This is a genomic window from Sinorhizobium sp. NFACC03, from assembly GCF_900103435.1.
In the GTDB taxonomy this organism is placed as follows: Bacteria; Pseudomonadota; Alphaproteobacteria; order Rhizobiales; family Rhizobiaceae; genus Ensifer.
In genome coordinates this window covers 29207-45108 of record NZ_FMXF01000015.1, presented here as the reverse complement: position 1 = coordinate 45108, position 15902 = coordinate 29207, and the positions used below count along the sequence as shown (strand labels likewise).

Below are 15902 nucleotides of genomic sequence, written 5' to 3'. Positions count from 1 at the left end.
TCTCCTTGGTATTCGAAAGCGGATGCTGGCGGGCCATGCCGGCCAGCATCGGCGATGGCTCAGGCGACGCGCGAGATCGAAAGGCTCTTGAGGTAGGCTTGCGGATCCGCGGGATCGAAGATCTTGCCGTCAAAGAATTTTTCGACGCCACGCGAGGTGGAAGCCGGCACGTCGGTGACGCCCAGATCCTTGGCGGCCTCACGCCAGATGTCCTCGCGGTTGACCTTGGCGACGAGCGCCTTGACGTCGGTATCGGGCGCAAACTTGCCCCAGCGGATATTCTCGGTGAGGAACCAGGTATCGTGGCTCTGGAAGGGATAGGAGGCGTGATCGCGCCAGAACTTCATGAAATGCGGGCTCTGTTCGACGACCTTGCCATTGCCGTAGTCGTACTCGCCCTTGAGGCGATCAACGATGTCCTTCGGCGGCACGTTGAACCAGCTACGCTTGCCGACGATCTTCGCCAGTTCGTCCTTGTTCGCCATGTCGTCGCACCATTGCGCCGCCTCCTGGATCGCCATGGTAAGCGCCCTGGCAGCACGCGGATTCTTCTCCACCCAGTCGGCGCGCATGGCGAAGGACTTTTCCGGATGCTCGTTCCAGATTTCGGCGGTGTTGACGGCGGTGTAGCCGATCTTCTGGTTGACGAGCTGCTCGTTCCAGGGCTCGCCGACGCAGAAACAGTCCATGGTGCCGACCTTCATGTTGGCGACCATCTGCGGCGGCGGCACGACGATGGTTTCGACATCGCTATCGGGATCAATGCCACTGGCGGCGAGCCAGTAGCGGATCCAGAGATCGTGGGTGCCGCCGGGGAAGGTCATAGCCACCTTGGCGGCGGCACCTTCGGCCTTCTTTTTGGCGAAAGCTTCCTTGAGCGCGGATGCATCGAGGCCGACCTTGAGGTCGGCATAGGCCTGGCCGACCGAGATTGCCTGGGCATCGAGGTTGAGGCGCGCAAGGATCGCCATCGGCAGCGGCTGGTTGTTCTGAGTGACCTTGCCGGTCGAGATCAGATAGGGCATCGGCGTCAGGATATGGGCGCCGTCGATGCCGGCGCCGGAGGAGCCGAGCACCAGGTTGTCGCGGGTCGTGCCCCAGGAGGCCTGCTTGACCACCTCGACTTCGGTCATGCCGTATTTGTCGAAGAGGCCCTTCTCCTTGGCGATGATCAGCGGTGCCGAGTCGGTGAGCGCGATGAAGCCGAGCACGGCCTTGGTGGTTTCCGGCCCGGAGCCTTGCGCAAAGGCACCGGATGGGAAGGCCGACTTGACCGCGCCGAAGAGCGCAACGGTCGCGGTGGTCTTCAGCAGGCTTCGGCGGGTCAGACCGCCGGTCGAAAACTTGGTCATGCGCAGGTTCCTCTGCTGGCCGGATAACGGACATAAAAAAACGCCGCTCGGTGCTTGCGTCCGGGATCGGGAGGAACCCTCGGAAAACAAAAACCTTGCGACGTCGGTGTCGTTGGCAAACGCGATCTGGCGTTTGAGATAGCTTCAATCGCCGTTGACCGAAGCATTTCTAGAAAAGCAAGGGCCGTGCCAGTTCGCCGCCACGCCCCTTAGTGGTTTGAATTCAAATCGTAATTTCCGGATGCAGATGCGGCGCCCATAAATGCGCCTATTGTAGACTCTGCTGAATTATTGTGCGGTGCACACATTCCGCATCGGGATTCTGCACAAACATGGTGCGCCATCCTCAACCCTCCTGCTCGACCGAAACGCTCTCCGCCAAAGCGCGAACGGGGAAAGTGCGAACATAGGCCCCGATATCTGCGGGATCGAAAACGTGCCCATCCATGAAGGTTTCGCCCGGCCTCTCGCCTTCGACACGAATAGCGGGAGCGGCGGGAGCGGCGGCCTCGCCGAGCGCGTGGCGATAGAGGTCGGGGCGATAGGCGGCAGCCGCCAGCGCCTGCATCTCGGGCGATAGCCGCACCTGTCCCCAGCGCGCCATCTGGCTATAGATCCAGAGCGCCTGGCCGGGACGGGGGTAGTTGGCGTGGTCGCGATGAAAAACGAAGTAGTCGTCGATCACTCGCCTGTTGCCGGCCGCATCGATGGCGAACTCTCCGGCGAGAACCCGGCGGATGATTTCGATCGGGGCACCGATGTAACGGGGGGCGGCAAGCAGTTCGGCAAGCGTGCCGCGATTGTCCGGCTCATCACACCAGCGCGCCGCCTGGTCGAGGGCTAGAAGCAGGCGCGATACGGTCTCGGCGTTGCTCTCCGCCCATTCGGGCCGCATGCCGATCACCTTTTCCGGCGCCAATGGCCAAATGTCCTGCTTGGCGGCGACGATGCGCCCGAGTCCACGCTCGGAGGCCACCATGTTCCAGGGCGCGCCGACGCAGAAACCATCGATGGCGCCGGCGGCAAGGGCATCCGAGGTCAACGGCGGCGGTACCACCACAAGCTTGACGTCGCGGTCCGGATCGATGCCGCCTGCGGCAAGCCAGTAGCGGACCTCGTAATTGTGTGAGGAGAAGGGATAGGTGACGCCGAGCCTTGGCGCCGCCTCGCCGCTTTGGCGCATGCGGGCAAGCACCGCGGCGAGCGCACGCGCATGGGCGAGCGCATCCTCTACTTCGCCAAGGGCGCCTTCCTCCTGCATGCGGGCGAAGAGCCGGTTGGAAAGCGTGATCGCATTGCCGCCGCGCCCGAGCGAGAAAGGGGCGATCGTCGGCGAAGGATTGGAGCCGAGGCCGAGCATGGCGGCGACCGGCATCGGCGAGAGCATATGGGCGATATCGAACTGACGAAAGGCGAGGCGGTCGCGTACATTGGCCCAGGAGACATCCTTGACGAGATCAAGCGTCAGCCCCTCCTTGCGCGCGAAGCCAAGTTCCGCCGCCACGATCAGCACGGCGGCATCGACCAGCGGAATGAAGCCGGCGCGGATCGTCCGTGCCCCCTCGCCGCTCAGTCTCACCGGCGCCGGCAGCCCGTCACCCATCGCCGCTCCGAGTCGCGAACTGTCGATGGTCGTCATGATGTTCACTCCGGTGTCTCCTTCCGACAGCATCGGAAACCGCGCTCTCACATCAGCAGGCCCGCGGCCGTCACCACGCTCTGCGCGATCTCCGACATCTTCTTCTTTTCGTTCATCGCCGTCTGGCGCAGCAGTGCGAAGGCCTCGTCCTCTGAAAGCCCGCGCATCTTCATCAGGATGCCCTTGGCGCGCTCGATCACCTTTCGCTCTTCCAGCGCCGATTTCGCATCGGCGAGCTCGCGCTGCAGCCGGCTGAAGGCATTAAAGCGGCTGACGGCCATGTCGAGGATCGGTTTGACGCGTTCCTTCTTCAGCCCGTCGACCACATAGGCGGAGACGCCCGCCTCCACCGCCGCCTCTATCGACGCCGTATCGGAGCGGTCGACGAACATGGCGATCGGCCGCCCGACGGTGCGGGTGAGCTGGAACAGATGCTCCATCATGTCGCGGTTGGGGTTTTCGATATCGATGACGATGACATCGGGCCTGAGCGTGTCGATGGTGCGCGCGACGCCCTGGACCTCGTGAATGACTGTGACCTTGCGATGACCGGCCTCATGCAAGCCTTCCTCGATGATCGAGGCGCGGATGGCGTTCTCGTCAATCACGAGAATGGTGAGGTCCCGGTGCGTCATCGCTCGATCATGATGCAGCGCAGCATTTTTCGCAACAGGATTTGCCTAATGTTTTGACATTTGTATTAGATGCATAAAATTTAGGCGAAACGCCAATCGATTGGGCGAGGTTGAGGACGATAGCGGGATGCGGTCGGACGATGTAAAAGACGTCGTAGTAAAAGGAGCGGCGCGCGGATGGCAAAGGGTCAGTTCAGGATGCTGCGCAGCGCTACCGCGGGCATTGACGCGGTGGAGGCGGAAACGCGCCATTCCTTCGCCCGCCATACCCACGACCAGTTCGGCATCGGCCTCATCTACCAGGGCGCACAGAAATCGCTCAGCGGCCGCGGCATGGTCGAGGCCGGCGCCGGCGACATGATCACCGTCAACCCCGGCGAGGTGCACGACGGCGCACCGATCGGTGACGCCGGCCGTTCCTGGCGCATGCTCTATTTCGATCCTTCCGTCATTGCCACCGCCGCCGCGGATATCAGCCAGGGCCGCTCGGACGCTGGAGAATTTGCCTCACCGGCTTTTAAGGACGCCGAAGCGGCAAACCAGTTCCGGGCACTGTTCACGGCGATCACCGGTCCCGAAGCAGAGGATGAGACGATCCGGCGCGAGGAGCAGCTTCTGCTGCTGCTTGCGAACGTTCTTGGCACCGGGAAACCCCAGCATCACGAAAGGCCGGCAACCGTCACCGCTGCAAAAACGATGATCGACGACGATCCGACGGCGACGATCACGCTTACCGACCTCGCCGCCGAGGCGAGGCTCAGCCGCTTCCAGCTGGTGCGCAACTTCGCGAAAGCGGTCGGCCTGACGCCGCATGCCTATATCGTCCAGCGCCGCATCGATCTCGCCCGCCGACTGATCGGCGCAGGCACACCGCTGGCAGAGGCCGCATTCGCGGCCGGCTTTGCCGACCAGAGCCACATGACGCGCGTCTTCGTCAGCAAATACGGCCTCTCGCCCGGCACCTATGCCGAGGCCAGGAAGTAACACCCGCAATTCCGTTCAAGACCCGTCTCCCCCTCCGGCGCATTGCTCAACCTGCGCATCGACAGCGCGGCACTGCAACGGAGAACGGACATGTCGGAAAAATTTCAGGGCTATCTCTATCTGTCGCTGGCGATGATCCTCGTCGGCAGCACGGTGATCGCCAGCAAGATCATTGCCGCCGGGCTTGCGCCCTTCACCGCGACAGCTCTGCGCTTCGCCATCGCCTTCCCGCTGTTCCTGCTCTTGATGCGACTGACCAAGACGCCCTGGCCGAAACTCGGGTGGCGCGACTGGCTGATCCTCATCGCCCAGGCGGGTGCCGGTAGCGTCGGCTACACCACCCTGCTGATCGCCGGCCTGAGCCTGACGTCCGCAACCGACGCAGGCGTGATGATCGGGACCCTGCCGATCGTTTCCGCCGCAATCGCCATCCTGCTTCTCGGCGAGCGCCCCGACCGCCGGATGCTTGCGGCGATCGTGCTCGCCGCTGCCGGCGTGCTTACCATCGTCTTCAAGCCCGGCGAAGGCGCCGCGCACTCCCCGTTCGGCATCGCCCTCATCTTCGGCGCCGTCATCTGCGAGGGCCTGTTCATCCTCATCAACAAGCGCGTCAGGGCCGAGATCTCTCCGCTTGCCCTTTCGACGCTGATGGCAGGTCTCGGCCTCGCCGTCGCCCTCATCCCCGCGCTCTTCGAGGCACCTTCGGCCGCACGGATCGACAAGGGCGCGATCGTTGCGGTTCTCTACTATGCGCTCATTCCGACGGTGGTGGGCTTCGTGCTCTGGTATGCCGGCTCCGCAAGGGTGAGCGGCACCGAGGCTTCCGTCTTCACGGCGCTGGCGCCTGTCTCTGCCGTGCTCTTTGCCTTTCTTCTGCTCGGCGAACCGGTCGGCACCCATCAGTTGCTTGGGATCGGCTGCGTGCTCGCCGCCGTACTTGGCCTGACCGTGCCCCAGATCCGCGCCAGCCGAAGGACAGCGCGCGCCTTTCAGGCAGGGAAGGCTTGAGCCAGAATGAACGCATCTAATCCGAGGGCCTCCATGCACTTCCAACACGCAGACGATATCTGGCGCGACTTCCCGGAGCTCAACGTCGGCGCACTCTTCATCGACAACGTACGCAGCGAAGTTTCGGTCGAGGACCATGTTCGCCGCTTCCAGGCGATCGCAGAGGACCGCCTCGGCGCCGGATCGGAAAGCGATCTGCCGGAAATCCAGGCATGGCGCCGAACCTTTGCCAGGATGGGGCTGAAGCCGACACAGTATCGCTCCGCCTCCGAGGCGCTGCTCCGGCGCTTCCGGAAAGAAGGCAGCCTGCCGGCGATCCATCCGCTGATCGATCTGTGCAACGCCGCCTCGCTCGCCTCCGCGATTCCCATCGCGGTCTTCGACCTTTCGAACGTCAGCGATTTTCTGCACGTCCGCCGCGCGGTCGGCAACGAGACCTATCTGACCTTCGCAGACGAAACGGAAAACCCGGAACCCGGCGAAGTGATCTTCGCGGATGCCGAAGGACGGGCCCATGCCCGGCGCTGGACCAACCGGCAGAGCGGCCATTCGGCGATCCGGCCGCAGACGGCGCATGCGCTGATCGTTGCCGAAGCCATGCACGAAACGGCGCGAGAGGACGTCGCGCGTTTGATGACTGCGCTTTCGGAAGCGATCTCTGCAGCTTGGAGCACTCGCCCGAGCATGGCCATGCTGGATCGCTCGTCACCGCGTTTCGATTTTTCGATTTAGGGAAGTCGTTCCGACACGGCGCGGCAGGCGCCGGAAAACCGGCCGATGCCTCAGGCACCGGCCGGACGAGAAATCGATCACGCCGCCTTGGCGACGTGATACTCCTTGATCGCGACCATCTTAATCGCCGGATAGCGTTCCGCCTCGTAGCGCAGCGAGAAGCTGTCCTGCGCCAGGAACACCGGGTCGCCATCGAGGTCGCGGGCGATGTCGCCGCGACGGGCCGTGACGAACTTGTCGAGTTCGGCAGGCTGATCAGCCGAGATCCAGCGGCAGACCGAGAAGCGCGACATTTCGAAGGAAACCGGCAGGCCGTATTCGGCGCTGAGGCGCTCCTTCAACACGTCGAGCTGCAGCGCGCCGACGACGCCGACGATTGCCGGCGAGCCGTCTTCGGGCGAGAAGAGCTGCACGACGCCCTCTTCCGCCATCTGCTGCAGCGCTTCCTTCAGCTTCTTGGCCTTCATTGCATCTTCCAGACGCACGCGGCGCAGGATTTCCGGCGAAAAATTCGGCACGCCCTGGAACACCAGCGACTCGCCCTCGGTCAGCGTGTCGCCGATCCGGAGCGTGCCGTGGTTGGGGATACCGACGACGTCGCCGGCATAGGCGGTGTCGGCGAGCTGGCGCTGCGACGCGAAGAAGAACTGCGGGGCACTGAGGCCCAGCTGCTTGCCGGTGCGCGACAGCCGCGCCTTCATGCCGCGCTCCAGCTTGCCGGAGCAGACGCGGGCAAAGGCGATGCGGTCGCGATGGTTCGGGTCCATGTTCGCCTGGATCTTGAAGACGAAGGCCGTCATCTTGTCGTCGGTGGCGTGCACCGTGCGGATATCCGCCACCTGGTCACGCGGCGGCGGCGCGATGTCGCCGAGCGCGTTGATGAGATCGCGCACACCGAAGTTGCGCAGCGCCGAACCGAAGAAGACCGGCGTCAGGTGGCCTTCGAGGAAAGCCTTCTTGTCGAAGGGCTTGCAGGCCTCGATCGCCAGCGTCAGCTCGTCGGTGAAGGCGTCGCGCTCGTTCTCAGGCAGCCGGTGGGAAGCCATTTCCGGACCGTTGACCTTGGTCGGGATTTCCTGCGTGTCGGAGCCGCGCACGGTGTCGTGGGCGAGATTGTAGGAGCCGCAGAAGGTCTTCGAGCGGCCGATCGGCCAGGTCACCGGCGCGCAGTCGAGCGCCAGCTTTTCCTCGACCTCGTCCAGGATCTCGAAGGGATCGCGGCTTTCGCGGTCCATCTTGTTGACGAAGGTGATGATCGGGATGTCGCGCATGCGGCAGACTTCGAAGAGCTTCAGCGTGCGCGGCTCGATACCCTTGGCGGCGTCGATGACCATGACAGCGGCATCGACCGCCGTCAGCGTGCGGTAGGTGTCGTCAGCGAAGTCTTCGTGACCGGGTGTGTCGAGAATGTTGAAGACGTTGCCGCCATATTCGAAGGTCATCACCGAGGTGACGACCGAGATGCCGCGCTCGCGCTCGATCTTCATCCAGTCCGAACGGGTCTGGATGCGATCCTTCTTGGCCTTGACCTCGCCGGCGAGCTGGATGGCGCCGCCGAACAGCAGCAGCTTTTCGGTGAGAGTGGTCTTACCGGCGTCCGGGTGGGCGATAATCGCAAATGTGCGGCGGCGGGAGACCGCCTCGGCGAGAGTTTCAGCCATGTCGTAGAATCCTGTGAGTTGCCGCGTCCTTTACAGGCTCGGCCCCGATTATGCAATTGACCGAGGCGCCCGCCGCCCGGCTTATGCGGTCATGAGCACGCACCCCTCCGTTTCCCGCCCGACCCTCAACCTCGTTCGCCTGCCGCATGGCGAAGGCCTCGAGCTGCCCGCCTATGAGACGGCAGGCGCCGCCGGCATGGATTTGCGCGCAGCCGTTCCCGGCGATCGGCCGCTCAGGCTCACCCCGGGCAAACGCGCCCTCGTTCCGACCGGCTTCATCTTCGAGGTCCCCGTGGGCTATGAAGCGCAGATCCGCCCGCGCTCGGGCCTTGCCTTCAAGCACGGCATCACCTGCCTCAACACCCCCGGCACCATCGACAGCGACTATCGCGGCGAGGTGAAGGTGCTGCTCATCAATCTCGGTGACGAAGACTTCCTCATCGAGCGCGGCATGCGCATTGCCCAGATGGTGATCGCGCCGGTCACGCAGGTCACCGTTCGCGAGAGCGACAATGCCAGCGAGACGACGCGCGGCGCCGGCGGCTTCGGCTCGACCGGGGTTTAATCTACGCAACGGAAAACCGCTTCACACTTTTCCTGGAATTGCTCTCTTAAATTAACGGCGGCAAGCGGCGCTTGACCGGCGACGACTTGACGATCGAAGTGTTGGTCTGCGCCTTCTCGGCGATCCGGTCGAGGATCGTGTCGAGCTGCGCCATGTCGCGCACGAAGAGCTTGGCGATGAAGCAATCGTCGCCGGTGACCTTGTCGCATTCTACGATTTCGGGCGTGTCCTGGATCAGCCGCTCAACGATGTGCAGCATGCCCGGCATCGGCCGCACGCGGATGACCGCCTGCAGGGGATAGCCGACCTTCTGGGGATTGAGGGCGATGGTGAAGCCATCGAGAACGCCGCGCTCTTCCAGCTTGCGCAGACGATCCGCAGCACTCGGCGAGGAAAGGCCTGCCTCCTGCGCCAGCTCCTTCAGCGATACCCGGGCATTGGCTGCCAGAATGTCTAGGATCCGTCGGTCAATCTCGTCCAGCATCACGGCACCATAAGTCAAAGTAACGAACAGAACTTCGATAATTAGGCAATATAACACAATTGCCTTCGTTCATCCATGGGAAAGGCTGCAAGCACCGGCTATTCTCCGATCACCAACATGGAGTGGCGAACATGAATACCGAACTCAAACGCGGCAGCATCGAGATGACAGCCGCGATGCTGATTTCCGGAACCATCGGCTGGTTCGTGCTGAAGTCGGGGCAGCCGGTGACGAGCGTCGTCTTCTGGCGCTGTGTCTTCGGCGCCGTGACACTCGTCGGCATTGCCTGGTTTCTCGGTCTGTTCGATCGCCGCCACTTCAGCCGACGGATGCTGCTGCTTTCGATCGTCGGCGGCGTCGCGATCGTCGTCAACTGGCTGCTGCTCTTCGCCGCCTATTCCCACGCCTCGATCTCGATCGCGACGATGGTCTACAACACCCAGCCCTTCATGCTCTTGGGGCTCGGTGCGCTCTTCCTCGGCGAGAAGATCACGGCCACCAAGATCTTCTGGCTGTCGGTCTCGTTTGCCGGCATGCTGGCGATCATTTCGGCCAAACCCGGCCACGGCTTCGCGCCGGAAAGCTATCTGACGGGTGTTGCGCTGGCGATCGGCGCGGCCTTCTTCTACGCGATCGCAGCGATCGCGACGAAGCTGCTCAAGGGTACGCCGCCGCATCTGATCGCGCTGATCCAGGTGATCACAGGCACCTTGATGCTGGCGCCGATGGCGCTCGCGGCGCCCGCCCCGTCTGGTGCCGCGCAATGGTCGATCCTGGTCACGGTCGGCATCGTCCACACAGGGCTGATGTATGTGCTGCTCTATGGCGCGATCCAGCGACTGCCGACGCATATGACCGGCGCGCTCTCCTTCGTCTACCCGATCGCCGCCATCGTCGTCGATCGCATCGCCTTCGGCCATCAGTTGCAACCGATCCAGATCCTCGGCTCGATCGCCATCCTCATTGCCGCCGCCGGCATGAATCTCGGCTGGAAACTTCGCCTGCCCTCTTCTATCAAGCGGGAGCGCGAAGGGAGAACCGCATGATCACCTGCTACCTGAAATACGTCATCGACCCCTACAAGGCCGCCGAGTTCGAGCACTATGCCAAGCTCTGGATTCCGCTCGTCAACCGTCTCGGCGGCACGCATCACGGCTATTTCATGCCGCATGAAGGGGCAAACAACATCGCGCTCGCGCTCTTCAGCTTTCCGAGCCTTGCGGCCTATGAAAGCTACCGCCAGGAAATGGCCGCGGATCCGGAATGCCAGGAAGCCTTCGCCTATGCCGAGAAGACGCGCTGCATCGTCAGCTATGAGCGCAGCTTCATGCGGCCGGTCTTCGAATAGTCCCTGGTCGATAAAGCGCGGATTAACGCCGCGCCTCCGATGCCATGCTCAGCGCAAAGCCGAAAAGCGCGGTGCCCATGGCCCAGCGCTGCACCACCATGAACAGCGGTCGCCCGGCGAGGAAGGCCGCGATGCCGCTGGCGGCAAGCGCGATCATCGCATTGACGGTAACGCTGGTCATGATCTGAATCGACCCGAAGACCAGCGACTGGCCGAGCACATTGCCGAGTTCCGGCCGGATGAACTGCGGCAGCAACGAGAGATAGAGCACCGCCACCTTGGGATTGAGCAGGCTCGTCAGAAACCCCATGACGAACAGCTTCTTCGGCCCATCCTTCGGCAGATGGCGGACCTGAAACGGCGAACGCCCTCCGGGCCGCACAGCCTGCCAGGCGAGATAAAGAAGATAACCGGCGCCGGCAATTCTCAGCGCATCATAGGCAAAGGGAACGGCGAGAAGCAGCGCGGTGATGCCGAGTGCGGCCGAAATCATGTAGACGACGAAACCGAGCGCCACGCCGCCGAGCGAGATCAATCCGGCGCCCGGCCCCTGGCTGATCGAACGCGAGATCAGGTAGATCATGTTCGGCCCCGGCGTCAGCACCATACCGAGTGCAAGGAGGGCAAAGCCGATCATATCTTTCAACTCGGGCATGGAGAGGCGCCTTTCGCTCGTTTTCTGCAAGCTCTACCGATCCCGCGTCGGCGGACAACGCCAGACTTGTCACCCGATCAATTTTGTCGTCAGGCGCCCAGCGGTCGTCGTTCCTTGATTTCCCTTTTTTGTCCGTCTGCGCTAGAAATCGGCATCACCATCGGAAGGAATGCCCATGACGCTCGCGGCTCTCATTGCCTATAGCGGCGCACTCTTCATCGCTGCGGCCATTCCGGGTCCCGGCGTGACCGCGCTCGTCGCCCGTGCGCTCGGCTCCGGTTTCCGCGAAACCTTCTTCATGGTGCTCGGCGACATGATCTACCTGACGGCTGTCGTGCTCGGGCTGGCGCTGATCGCCCAGACCTTCACCACGGTCTTCTTTGTGGTGAAATTCGCAGGCGTCCTCTATCTCGGCTACATTGCCTGGAAGCTCTGGACCGCGGGGCTGCTGCCCGAGGATATCAAGGCGAAGCCGTCGACGAGTCCGGTGATGTCCTTCCTCTCAGGTCTGCTCGTCACCCTCGGCAACCCGAAGACGATGCTGTTCTATGTGGCGCTGGTGCCGACGCTGATCGACATCGCTGACATCGGCCCCCGCGACTACGGCCTTTTGCTGACGGCAACCTTCCTGGTGCTGTTGGCGGTGCTGGTTCCCTATATGCTGCTCGCGGCGCGCGCACGTGCTGCTCAAGCAGCCAAAGGCGCTGCGAACACTGAACCGGGTCGCAGCCAGCGTGTTGGCGGGAACGGCCGCCTATATCGCCGTCCGCGCGAGCTGAAAAAACTTTTCCTGAACAACAACTTCGCCGGTGCTTTTTCCTCCGGCGAATCGTCGCTGCGTGTTTGTCGTTCTGGAATTGAGCAGTCATTGTTCCTATTCTCATAAGTGACAGTTCACGCCCAAGGGAGAAACCCATGTCCGACACACGCAAGCCCGGCCGCGGCCGCGTCTATTCCTCGATCACGGAGACGATCGGCGATACGCCCATCGTGCGGCTGGACAAGCTTGCCAAGGAGAAGGGCGTCATGGCGAACCTGCTCGCCAAGCTCGAATTCTTCAACCCGATCGCCTCGGTCAAGGACCGCATCGGCGTGGCGATGATCGAGAGCCTGGAAGCCCAGGGCAAGATTACTCCCGGCCGTACGACCCTGATCGAGCCGACTTCGGGCAACACCGGCATCGCGCTCGCCTTCGTCGCCGCCGCCAAGGGCTACAAGCTGATCCTCACCATGCCGGAAACGATGTCGGTCGAGCGCCGCAAGATGCTGGCGCTGTTCGGCGCCGAGCTGGTGCTGACGGAAGGTGCCAAGGGCATGAAGGGCGCGATCGCCAAGGCGCAGGAACTGGTCGAGACGCTGCCCGACGCCGTCATTCCGCAGCAGTTCGAAAATCCGGCCAACCCGGAAATCCACCGCAAGACGACCGCCGAGGAAATCTGGAACGACACCGAAGGTGCTGTCGACATTTTCGTGTCCGGCATCGGCACCGGCGGCACGATCACCGGCGCCGGCCAGGTGCTGAAGGCGCGCAAACCCTCGATCAAGGTGATCGCGGTCGAGCCGGAAGAATCCCCCGTGCTTTCCGGTGGCGCACCCGGCCCGCACAAGATCCAGGGCATCGGCGCGGGCTTTGCGCCGGCGATCCTCGACACCTCGATCTATGACGAGATCGTTACGGTCAACAGCGCCGAAGCGATCGAGGCTGCCCGCCTTGTCGCCAGGCTCGAAGGCGTGCCGGTCGGCATTTCCGCCGGCGCGGCGCTCACCGCAGCGATCGAGATTGGCCAGCGCGAAGAAAACGCCGGCAAGACCATCGTCGTCATCATCCCGTCGTTTGCCGAACGCTATCTCTCGACCGCGCTGTTCGAAGGCCTCGGCGCTTAAGCCAATGGCTTTCCTGCGATCGGAAAGGGCGCCCGTGGGCGCCCTTTTTCTTTCGAACGGACCTCTACGCCGCCGCCTGCAGCCTCTCGCCGGCAATGCGGTAGGAGATCGCTTCGGCCAGATGAATACGCCCGACGGTCGGCGCGCCGTCGAGGTCCGCAAGTGTGCGCGCAACCTTCAGCACACGGTGATAGCCGCGGGCGGAGAACTTCATCTTTTCGGCGGCGTCCCGGAGAAGCTGCAGGCCTGATGGATCGGGCTCGCCGATCTTTTCGATCATCGCGGTCGAGCAGCGGGCGTTGCTGGTCAGTTCCGGATGGCCGAGGGCGACGAAGCGGTCGACCTGCAAGGCGCGGGCGCGGGCGACCCGGCGCGCCACCACCTCGCTGCTTTCGGCTGCGGCCGGCTTCAACAGATCGGCGGCACTGACGGCCGGAACGTCGATGCGGATATCGATGCGATCCATCAGCGGACCGGAGATGCGCGCCTGGTAATCGGTCATGCAGCGCGGGCCGCGGGCGCAGCTGCGCCCGGGTTCACCCGCCATGCCGCAGCGGCAGGGGTTCATGGCGGCGACGAGCTGGATGGCGGCAGGATAGCTCACCCGGTGATTGGCGCGGGCGATAATGCATTCTGCGGTTTCGAGCGGCTGGCGCAGTGCGTCGAGCACCTGCGGCGTGAATTCCGGAAACTCGTCCAGGAACAAGACGCCATGATGGGCGAGCGAGGCCTCGCCGGGCTTGGCGCGCAAGCCGCCACCGACCATGGCAGCCATGGTTGCAGAGTGATGCGGCGTACGGAACGGCCGCCGATCCGAGAGTTTGCCGCCCGGCAACTGACCGGCGATCGAGTGGATCATCGACACTTCGAGCAGCTCGGCCGGATTGAGCGGCGGCAGGATCGACGGCAGCCGCGCGGCGAGCATCGATTTCCCTGATCCCGGCGGCCCCACCATCAGCAAATTGTGGTTGCCAGCGGCCGCCACTTCGAGCGCCCGCTTGGCGCTTTCCTGTCCCTTGATGTCGGCGAGATCGGGCAGGTTGGCAGCACCCGAGCGGATCGCGGCTTGAGGCCGCGAAAGCACCTGCGTGCCGCGGAAATGGTTGGCGATCGCGATCAGGCTGCGCGGTGCGAGAATGTCGATCTCCGCACCTGCCCAGGCAGCCTCCGCCCCGCTTTCGGCCGGGCAGATCAGCCCCTTGCCGAGCGCATTGGCGCCGATCGCGGCGGGAAGGGCGCCGGCAACGGCGGTAATGGTGCCGTCGAGATTGAGCTCGCCGATCACGACATAGGGTGAGAGCGCATCGCCGGGAATGGCGCCGAGCGCCGCCATCAGGCCGAGCGCGATCGCGAGATCGAAATGGCTGCTTCTGCCACATTCCCAGAATCTTATTCAGAGTACCTTTAAACGAGCATTCGTCATCGGGATGCAATTGTCGACCCATACCCCTCAGTTCCCTGTTCGATCCTTCTGGAGGATCGAACATCCGCACGGGGCGATGTTCCCCGTCCCGATGCTTCCGGCTAGCCATGATAAGGGATCGTTGTCACCGGAGGCCGTAGCGAATGCGAAGGACAGGTGATCCGAGCTCGTCTCGGGTCACTTGTTGACAGCGATCCCGTTCATGGCACCATGGAACCACCGGGCGGAAAACAAACAAAAGTGTGCCTGGAAGACGGTCGTAAGACCGGCTTCCAGGCACTCCGTTTGGAGGAGGCAGCATGTCACATCAGCGGTTGGCTATCGAGGGAGAGACAGGCACTCCTATCACGCGGTTGGAGTTCGCGGTGAGGCTACTCTCTGAGGCGCTTCCAACGCATTGGCGCGGCTACGACGGCATCTGGCTCGTCGTGGCCGCGATGTTGTTCAATTCGGCTCCTCTAAATTTCCTTCTCAACTTGGGCGCTCCGCCACGCGACTACCGTCAGCTTGAGCTATTTCGAAAGTTAGAGAGGAGATGTTCTGGCCTATCCAGTCGCGGTGACCCGGATGAGGCTGGGCCGTGGCCGGTCGGTGGTGGTTCGCAAGTGATCGATTTCTTGGTACTGCGGATGCTGCATTACCAAAACATAACGCGCCCAATGGCAATGATTGTACGTGCCGAGAACGGGGGCTCTGAGCATGGCTACGTTTACGTGCATTTGGACGAGCGTGAGCGTTGTGGAGACCCGCTGACAGCTGATGATGTCTGGGCTTGTGTCCGATCAGGCCTAGATCAAATGAAGCACGAGTATCCGATATCCTATGCTCGTTATGAGCCGGTGCTTCGATCCCGCGACGATTTAAGTAGCTTCTTGAGATGGGCCAATGGGCCAAAGGGGCGCGAACCCGTGGACAGGCTAGACGACGCGCGGGCTTATCAGCTCTTGGAAAACAGCGAGAGGAACCGCGGTTGGAGTGTCGAATTCCGAGATGACCTAGAAACGTGGGCTGCTATCGTGAATCGCAAACCAGAGCTAAGGGCGACGTAGGCCGGGGTCTGACGGTATGGCAGCATGCTCGTTTTCGGGACTTGACCCGGCCGATTTCCACCGCACGCCAACCCCATAGAACTTCCCAGTGGCTGTTTCCCCCCAACCGGTAAATTCAATACCCAAGCTTTCGTAGTAATCTTGGAGCGCTCGATGAGATGGGGTCCACCAATTCCCTTTCTCCGCCGCTTTCACTGTTTCCCGAGCCATTTTCGCCTGTTCAGCAATCTCGGCCTGCTCTTTGTTGCAAAGGGCGCGAGCTGCTTTCAAGGAAACGGGAATTGCCTCTATATGGAAATCGCCAGTGATGGCTCTGCCTGACAAGTCGGTCGTGTTCGGAGCAGACCACTTCGCGCCCGATCGGGTAATCTCCCCCCCGATCTTTGCATCTCCGAGGAACTCGATTCCTTGCGCAACGTAGAAATCAACCATTTTGAGGTTCGTTTCCGGCATCCGCTCGGAAGTCTCGACCGTCGAAAGTGA

The 15902-nt window shown here is 62.7% G+C and carries 14 protein-coding genes and 2 pseudogenes; 8 read left to right on the top strand and 8 right to left on the bottom strand.

Translation table 11 applies throughout. The annotated features are described in order from the left end of the window. Window positions 1-59 precede the first annotated feature (59 nt). The 3 genes from BLU35_RS19080 to BLU35_RS19070 form a co-directional block, all read right to left on the bottom strand. Complete coding sequence (locus BLU35_RS19080) at window positions 60-1352, bottom strand: CmpA/NrtA family ABC transporter substrate-binding protein (protein ID WP_093234064.1); 1293 nt, start codon at window positions 1350-1352, stop codon at window positions 60-62. 346 nt (window positions 1353-1698) lie between these two features. Next, window positions 1699-2991 carry a CmpA/NrtA family ABC transporter substrate-binding protein gene (locus tag BLU35_RS19075; RefSeq protein ID WP_286161562.1) on the bottom strand — a complete coding sequence of 431 codons (1293 nt, stop codon included), beginning with the start codon at window positions 2989-2991 and terminating at the stop codon, window positions 1699-1701. Window positions 2992-3038: 47 nt separating this feature from the next. Continuing rightward, window positions 3039-3626, bottom strand: coding sequence for an ANTAR domain-containing response regulator (locus BLU35_RS19070; RefSeq protein ID WP_058324614.1), 588 nt, complete (start codon window positions 3624-3626; stop codon window positions 3039-3041). Between the two features lie 177 nt (window positions 3627-3803). On the opposite strand from BLU35_RS19070, the gene BLU35_RS19065 reads away from it, so the two are divergent. The 3 genes from BLU35_RS19065 (at window position 3804) to BLU35_RS19055 (ending at window position 6350) form a co-directional block, all read left to right on the top strand. Then, window positions 3804-4610 carry an AraC family transcriptional regulator gene (locus BLU35_RS19065; protein WP_093234062.1) on the top strand — a complete coding sequence of 269 codons (807 nt, stop codon included), beginning with the start codon at window positions 3804-3806 and terminating at the stop codon, window positions 4608-4610. Between the two features lie 90 nt (window positions 4611-4700). Further along, window positions 4701-5618, top strand: a complete 918-nt coding sequence (locus tag BLU35_RS19060; RefSeq protein WP_093234061.1) for a DMT family transporter — start codon at window positions 4701-4703, stop codon at window positions 5616-5618. A 33-nt stretch (window positions 5619-5651) separates the two neighbouring features. Continuing rightward, window positions 5652-6350 (top strand): B3/B4 domain-containing protein, encoded by a 699-nt coding sequence (locus BLU35_RS19055; RefSeq protein WP_057247944.1) that lies wholly within the window; start codon window positions 5652-5654, stop codon window positions 6348-6350. Window positions 6351-6427: 77 nt separating this feature from the next. Here the strand turns inward: BLU35_RS19055 and BLU35_RS19050 are convergent, their stop codons facing one another. Continuing rightward, on the bottom strand, window positions 6428-8011 hold the full coding sequence (locus BLU35_RS19050; protein ID WP_058324610.1) for a peptide chain release factor 3: 1584 nt from the start codon (window positions 8009-8011) through the stop codon (window positions 6428-6430). Between the two features lie 91 nt (window positions 8012-8102). Here BLU35_RS19050 and dut point away from each other — a divergent pair, with 91 nt between their 5' ends. Further along, window positions 8103-8576 carry a dUTP diphosphatase gene (dut, locus tag BLU35_RS19045; protein WP_093234060.1) on the top strand — a complete coding sequence of 158 codons (474 nt, stop codon included), beginning with the start codon at window positions 8103-8105 and terminating at the stop codon, window positions 8574-8576. A gap of 46 nt (window positions 8577-8622) precedes the next feature. Here the strand turns inward: dut and BLU35_RS19040 are convergent, their stop codons facing one another. Then, a complete protein-coding gene (locus BLU35_RS19040; protein WP_057248242.1) occupies window positions 8623-9060 on the bottom strand; it encodes an Lrp/AsnC family transcriptional regulator in 438 nt (145 codons plus the stop codon). 131 nt (window positions 9061-9191) lie between these two features. Here BLU35_RS19040 and BLU35_RS19035 point away from each other — a divergent pair, with 131 nt between their 5' ends. Both BLU35_RS19035 and BLU35_RS19030 read left to right on the top strand, forming a co-directional pair. Then, complete coding sequence (locus BLU35_RS19035; protein ID WP_057247941.1) at window positions 9192-10106, top strand: DMT family transporter; 915 nt, start codon at window positions 9192-9194, stop codon at window positions 10104-10106. Next, the gene (locus BLU35_RS19030; protein ID WP_057247940.1) at window positions 10103-10408 is read left to right on the top strand and encodes an NIPSNAP family protein; all 306 of its coding nucleotides are present in this window, start codon (window positions 10103-10105) and stop codon (window positions 10406-10408) included. The genes BLU35_RS19035 and BLU35_RS19030 overlap by 4 nt, the downstream gene beginning before the upstream one ends. Before the next feature lie 22 nt (window positions 10409-10430). On the opposite strand, the gene BLU35_RS19025 is transcribed toward BLU35_RS19030, so the two are convergent. Next, window positions 10431-11063 carry a LysE family translocator gene (locus BLU35_RS19025; protein ID WP_057247939.1) on the bottom strand — a complete coding sequence of 211 codons (633 nt, stop codon included), beginning with the start codon at window positions 11061-11063 and terminating at the stop codon, window positions 10431-10433. Between the two features lie 175 nt (window positions 11064-11238). Between BLU35_RS19025 and BLU35_RS19020 the strand changes: the two are divergent. Continuing rightward, window positions 11239-11842: pseudogene (locus BLU35_RS19020) on the top strand (LysE family translocator). Between the two features lie 136 nt (window positions 11843-11978). Further along, window positions 11979-12947 carry a cysteine synthase A gene (gene cysK, locus BLU35_RS19015; protein WP_093234059.1) on the top strand — a complete coding sequence of 323 codons (969 nt, stop codon included), beginning with the start codon at window positions 11979-11981 and terminating at the stop codon, window positions 12945-12947. Window positions 12948-13011: 64 nt separating this feature from the next. On the opposite strand, the pseudogene BLU35_RS19010 reads toward cysK, so the two are convergent. Then, window positions 13012-14313: pseudogene (locus BLU35_RS19010) on the bottom strand (YifB family Mg chelatase-like AAA ATPase); the annotation flags it as partial. A gap of 1091 nt (window positions 14314-15404) precedes the next feature. Then, window positions 15405-15851, bottom strand: coding sequence for a helix-turn-helix domain-containing protein (locus BLU35_RS18995; RefSeq protein ID WP_286161558.1), 447 nt, complete (start codon window positions 15849-15851; stop codon window positions 15405-15407). Between the last annotated feature and the right edge of the window lie 51 nt (window positions 15852-15902).

Bases quoted from the DNA above. Each gene is read 5' to 3' on its own strand.
- BLU35_RS19030 (WP_057247940.1), top strand. From the start codon at position 10,103: ATGATCACCTGCTACCTGAAATACGTCATCGACCCCTACAAGGCCGCC.
- BLU35_RS19080 (WP_093234064.1), bottom strand. From the start codon at position 1,352: ATGACCAAGTTTTCGACCGGCGGTCTGACCCGCCGAAGCCTGCTGAAG.
- BLU35_RS19065 (WP_093234062.1), top strand. From the start codon at position 3,804: ATGGCAAAGGGTCAGTTCAGGATGCTGCGCAGCGCTACCGCGGGCATT.
- BLU35_RS19060 (WP_093234061.1), top strand. From the start codon at position 4,701: ATGTCGGAAAAATTTCAGGGCTATCTCTATCTGTCGCTGGCGATGATC.
- BLU35_RS19040 (WP_057248242.1), bottom strand. From the start codon at position 9,060: ATGCTGGACGAGATTGACCGACGGATCCTAGACATTCTGGCAGCCAAT.
- dut (WP_093234060.1), top strand. From the start codon at position 8,103: ATGAGCACGCACCCCTCCGTTTCCCGCCCGACCCTCAACCTCGTTCGC.
- cysK (WP_093234059.1), top strand. From the start codon at position 11,979: ATGTCCGACACACGCAAGCCCGGCCGCGGCCGCGTCTATTCCTCGATC.
- BLU35_RS19075 (WP_286161562.1), bottom strand. From the start codon at position 2,991: ATGACGACCATCGACAGTTCGCGACTCGGAGCGGCGATGGGTGACGGG.
- BLU35_RS19025 (WP_057247939.1), bottom strand. From the start codon at position 11,063: ATGCCCGAGTTGAAAGATATGATCGGCTTTGCCCTCCTTGCACTCGGT.
- BLU35_RS19035 (WP_057247941.1), top strand. From the start codon at position 9,192: ATGAATACCGAACTCAAACGCGGCAGCATCGAGATGACAGCCGCGATG.
- BLU35_RS18995 (WP_286161558.1), bottom strand. From the start codon at position 15,851: ATGGTTGATTTCTACGTTGCGCAAGGAATCGAGTTCCTCGGAGATGCA.
- BLU35_RS19070 (WP_058324614.1), bottom strand. From the start codon at position 3,626: ATGACGCACCGGGACCTCACCATTCTCGTGATTGACGAGAACGCCATC.
- BLU35_RS19050 (WP_058324610.1), bottom strand. From the start codon at position 8,011: ATGGCTGAAACTCTCGCCGAGGCGGTCTCCCGCCGCCGCACATTTGCG.
- BLU35_RS19055 (WP_057247944.1), top strand. From the start codon at position 5,652: ATGCACTTCCAACACGCAGACGATATCTGGCGCGACTTCCCGGAGCTC.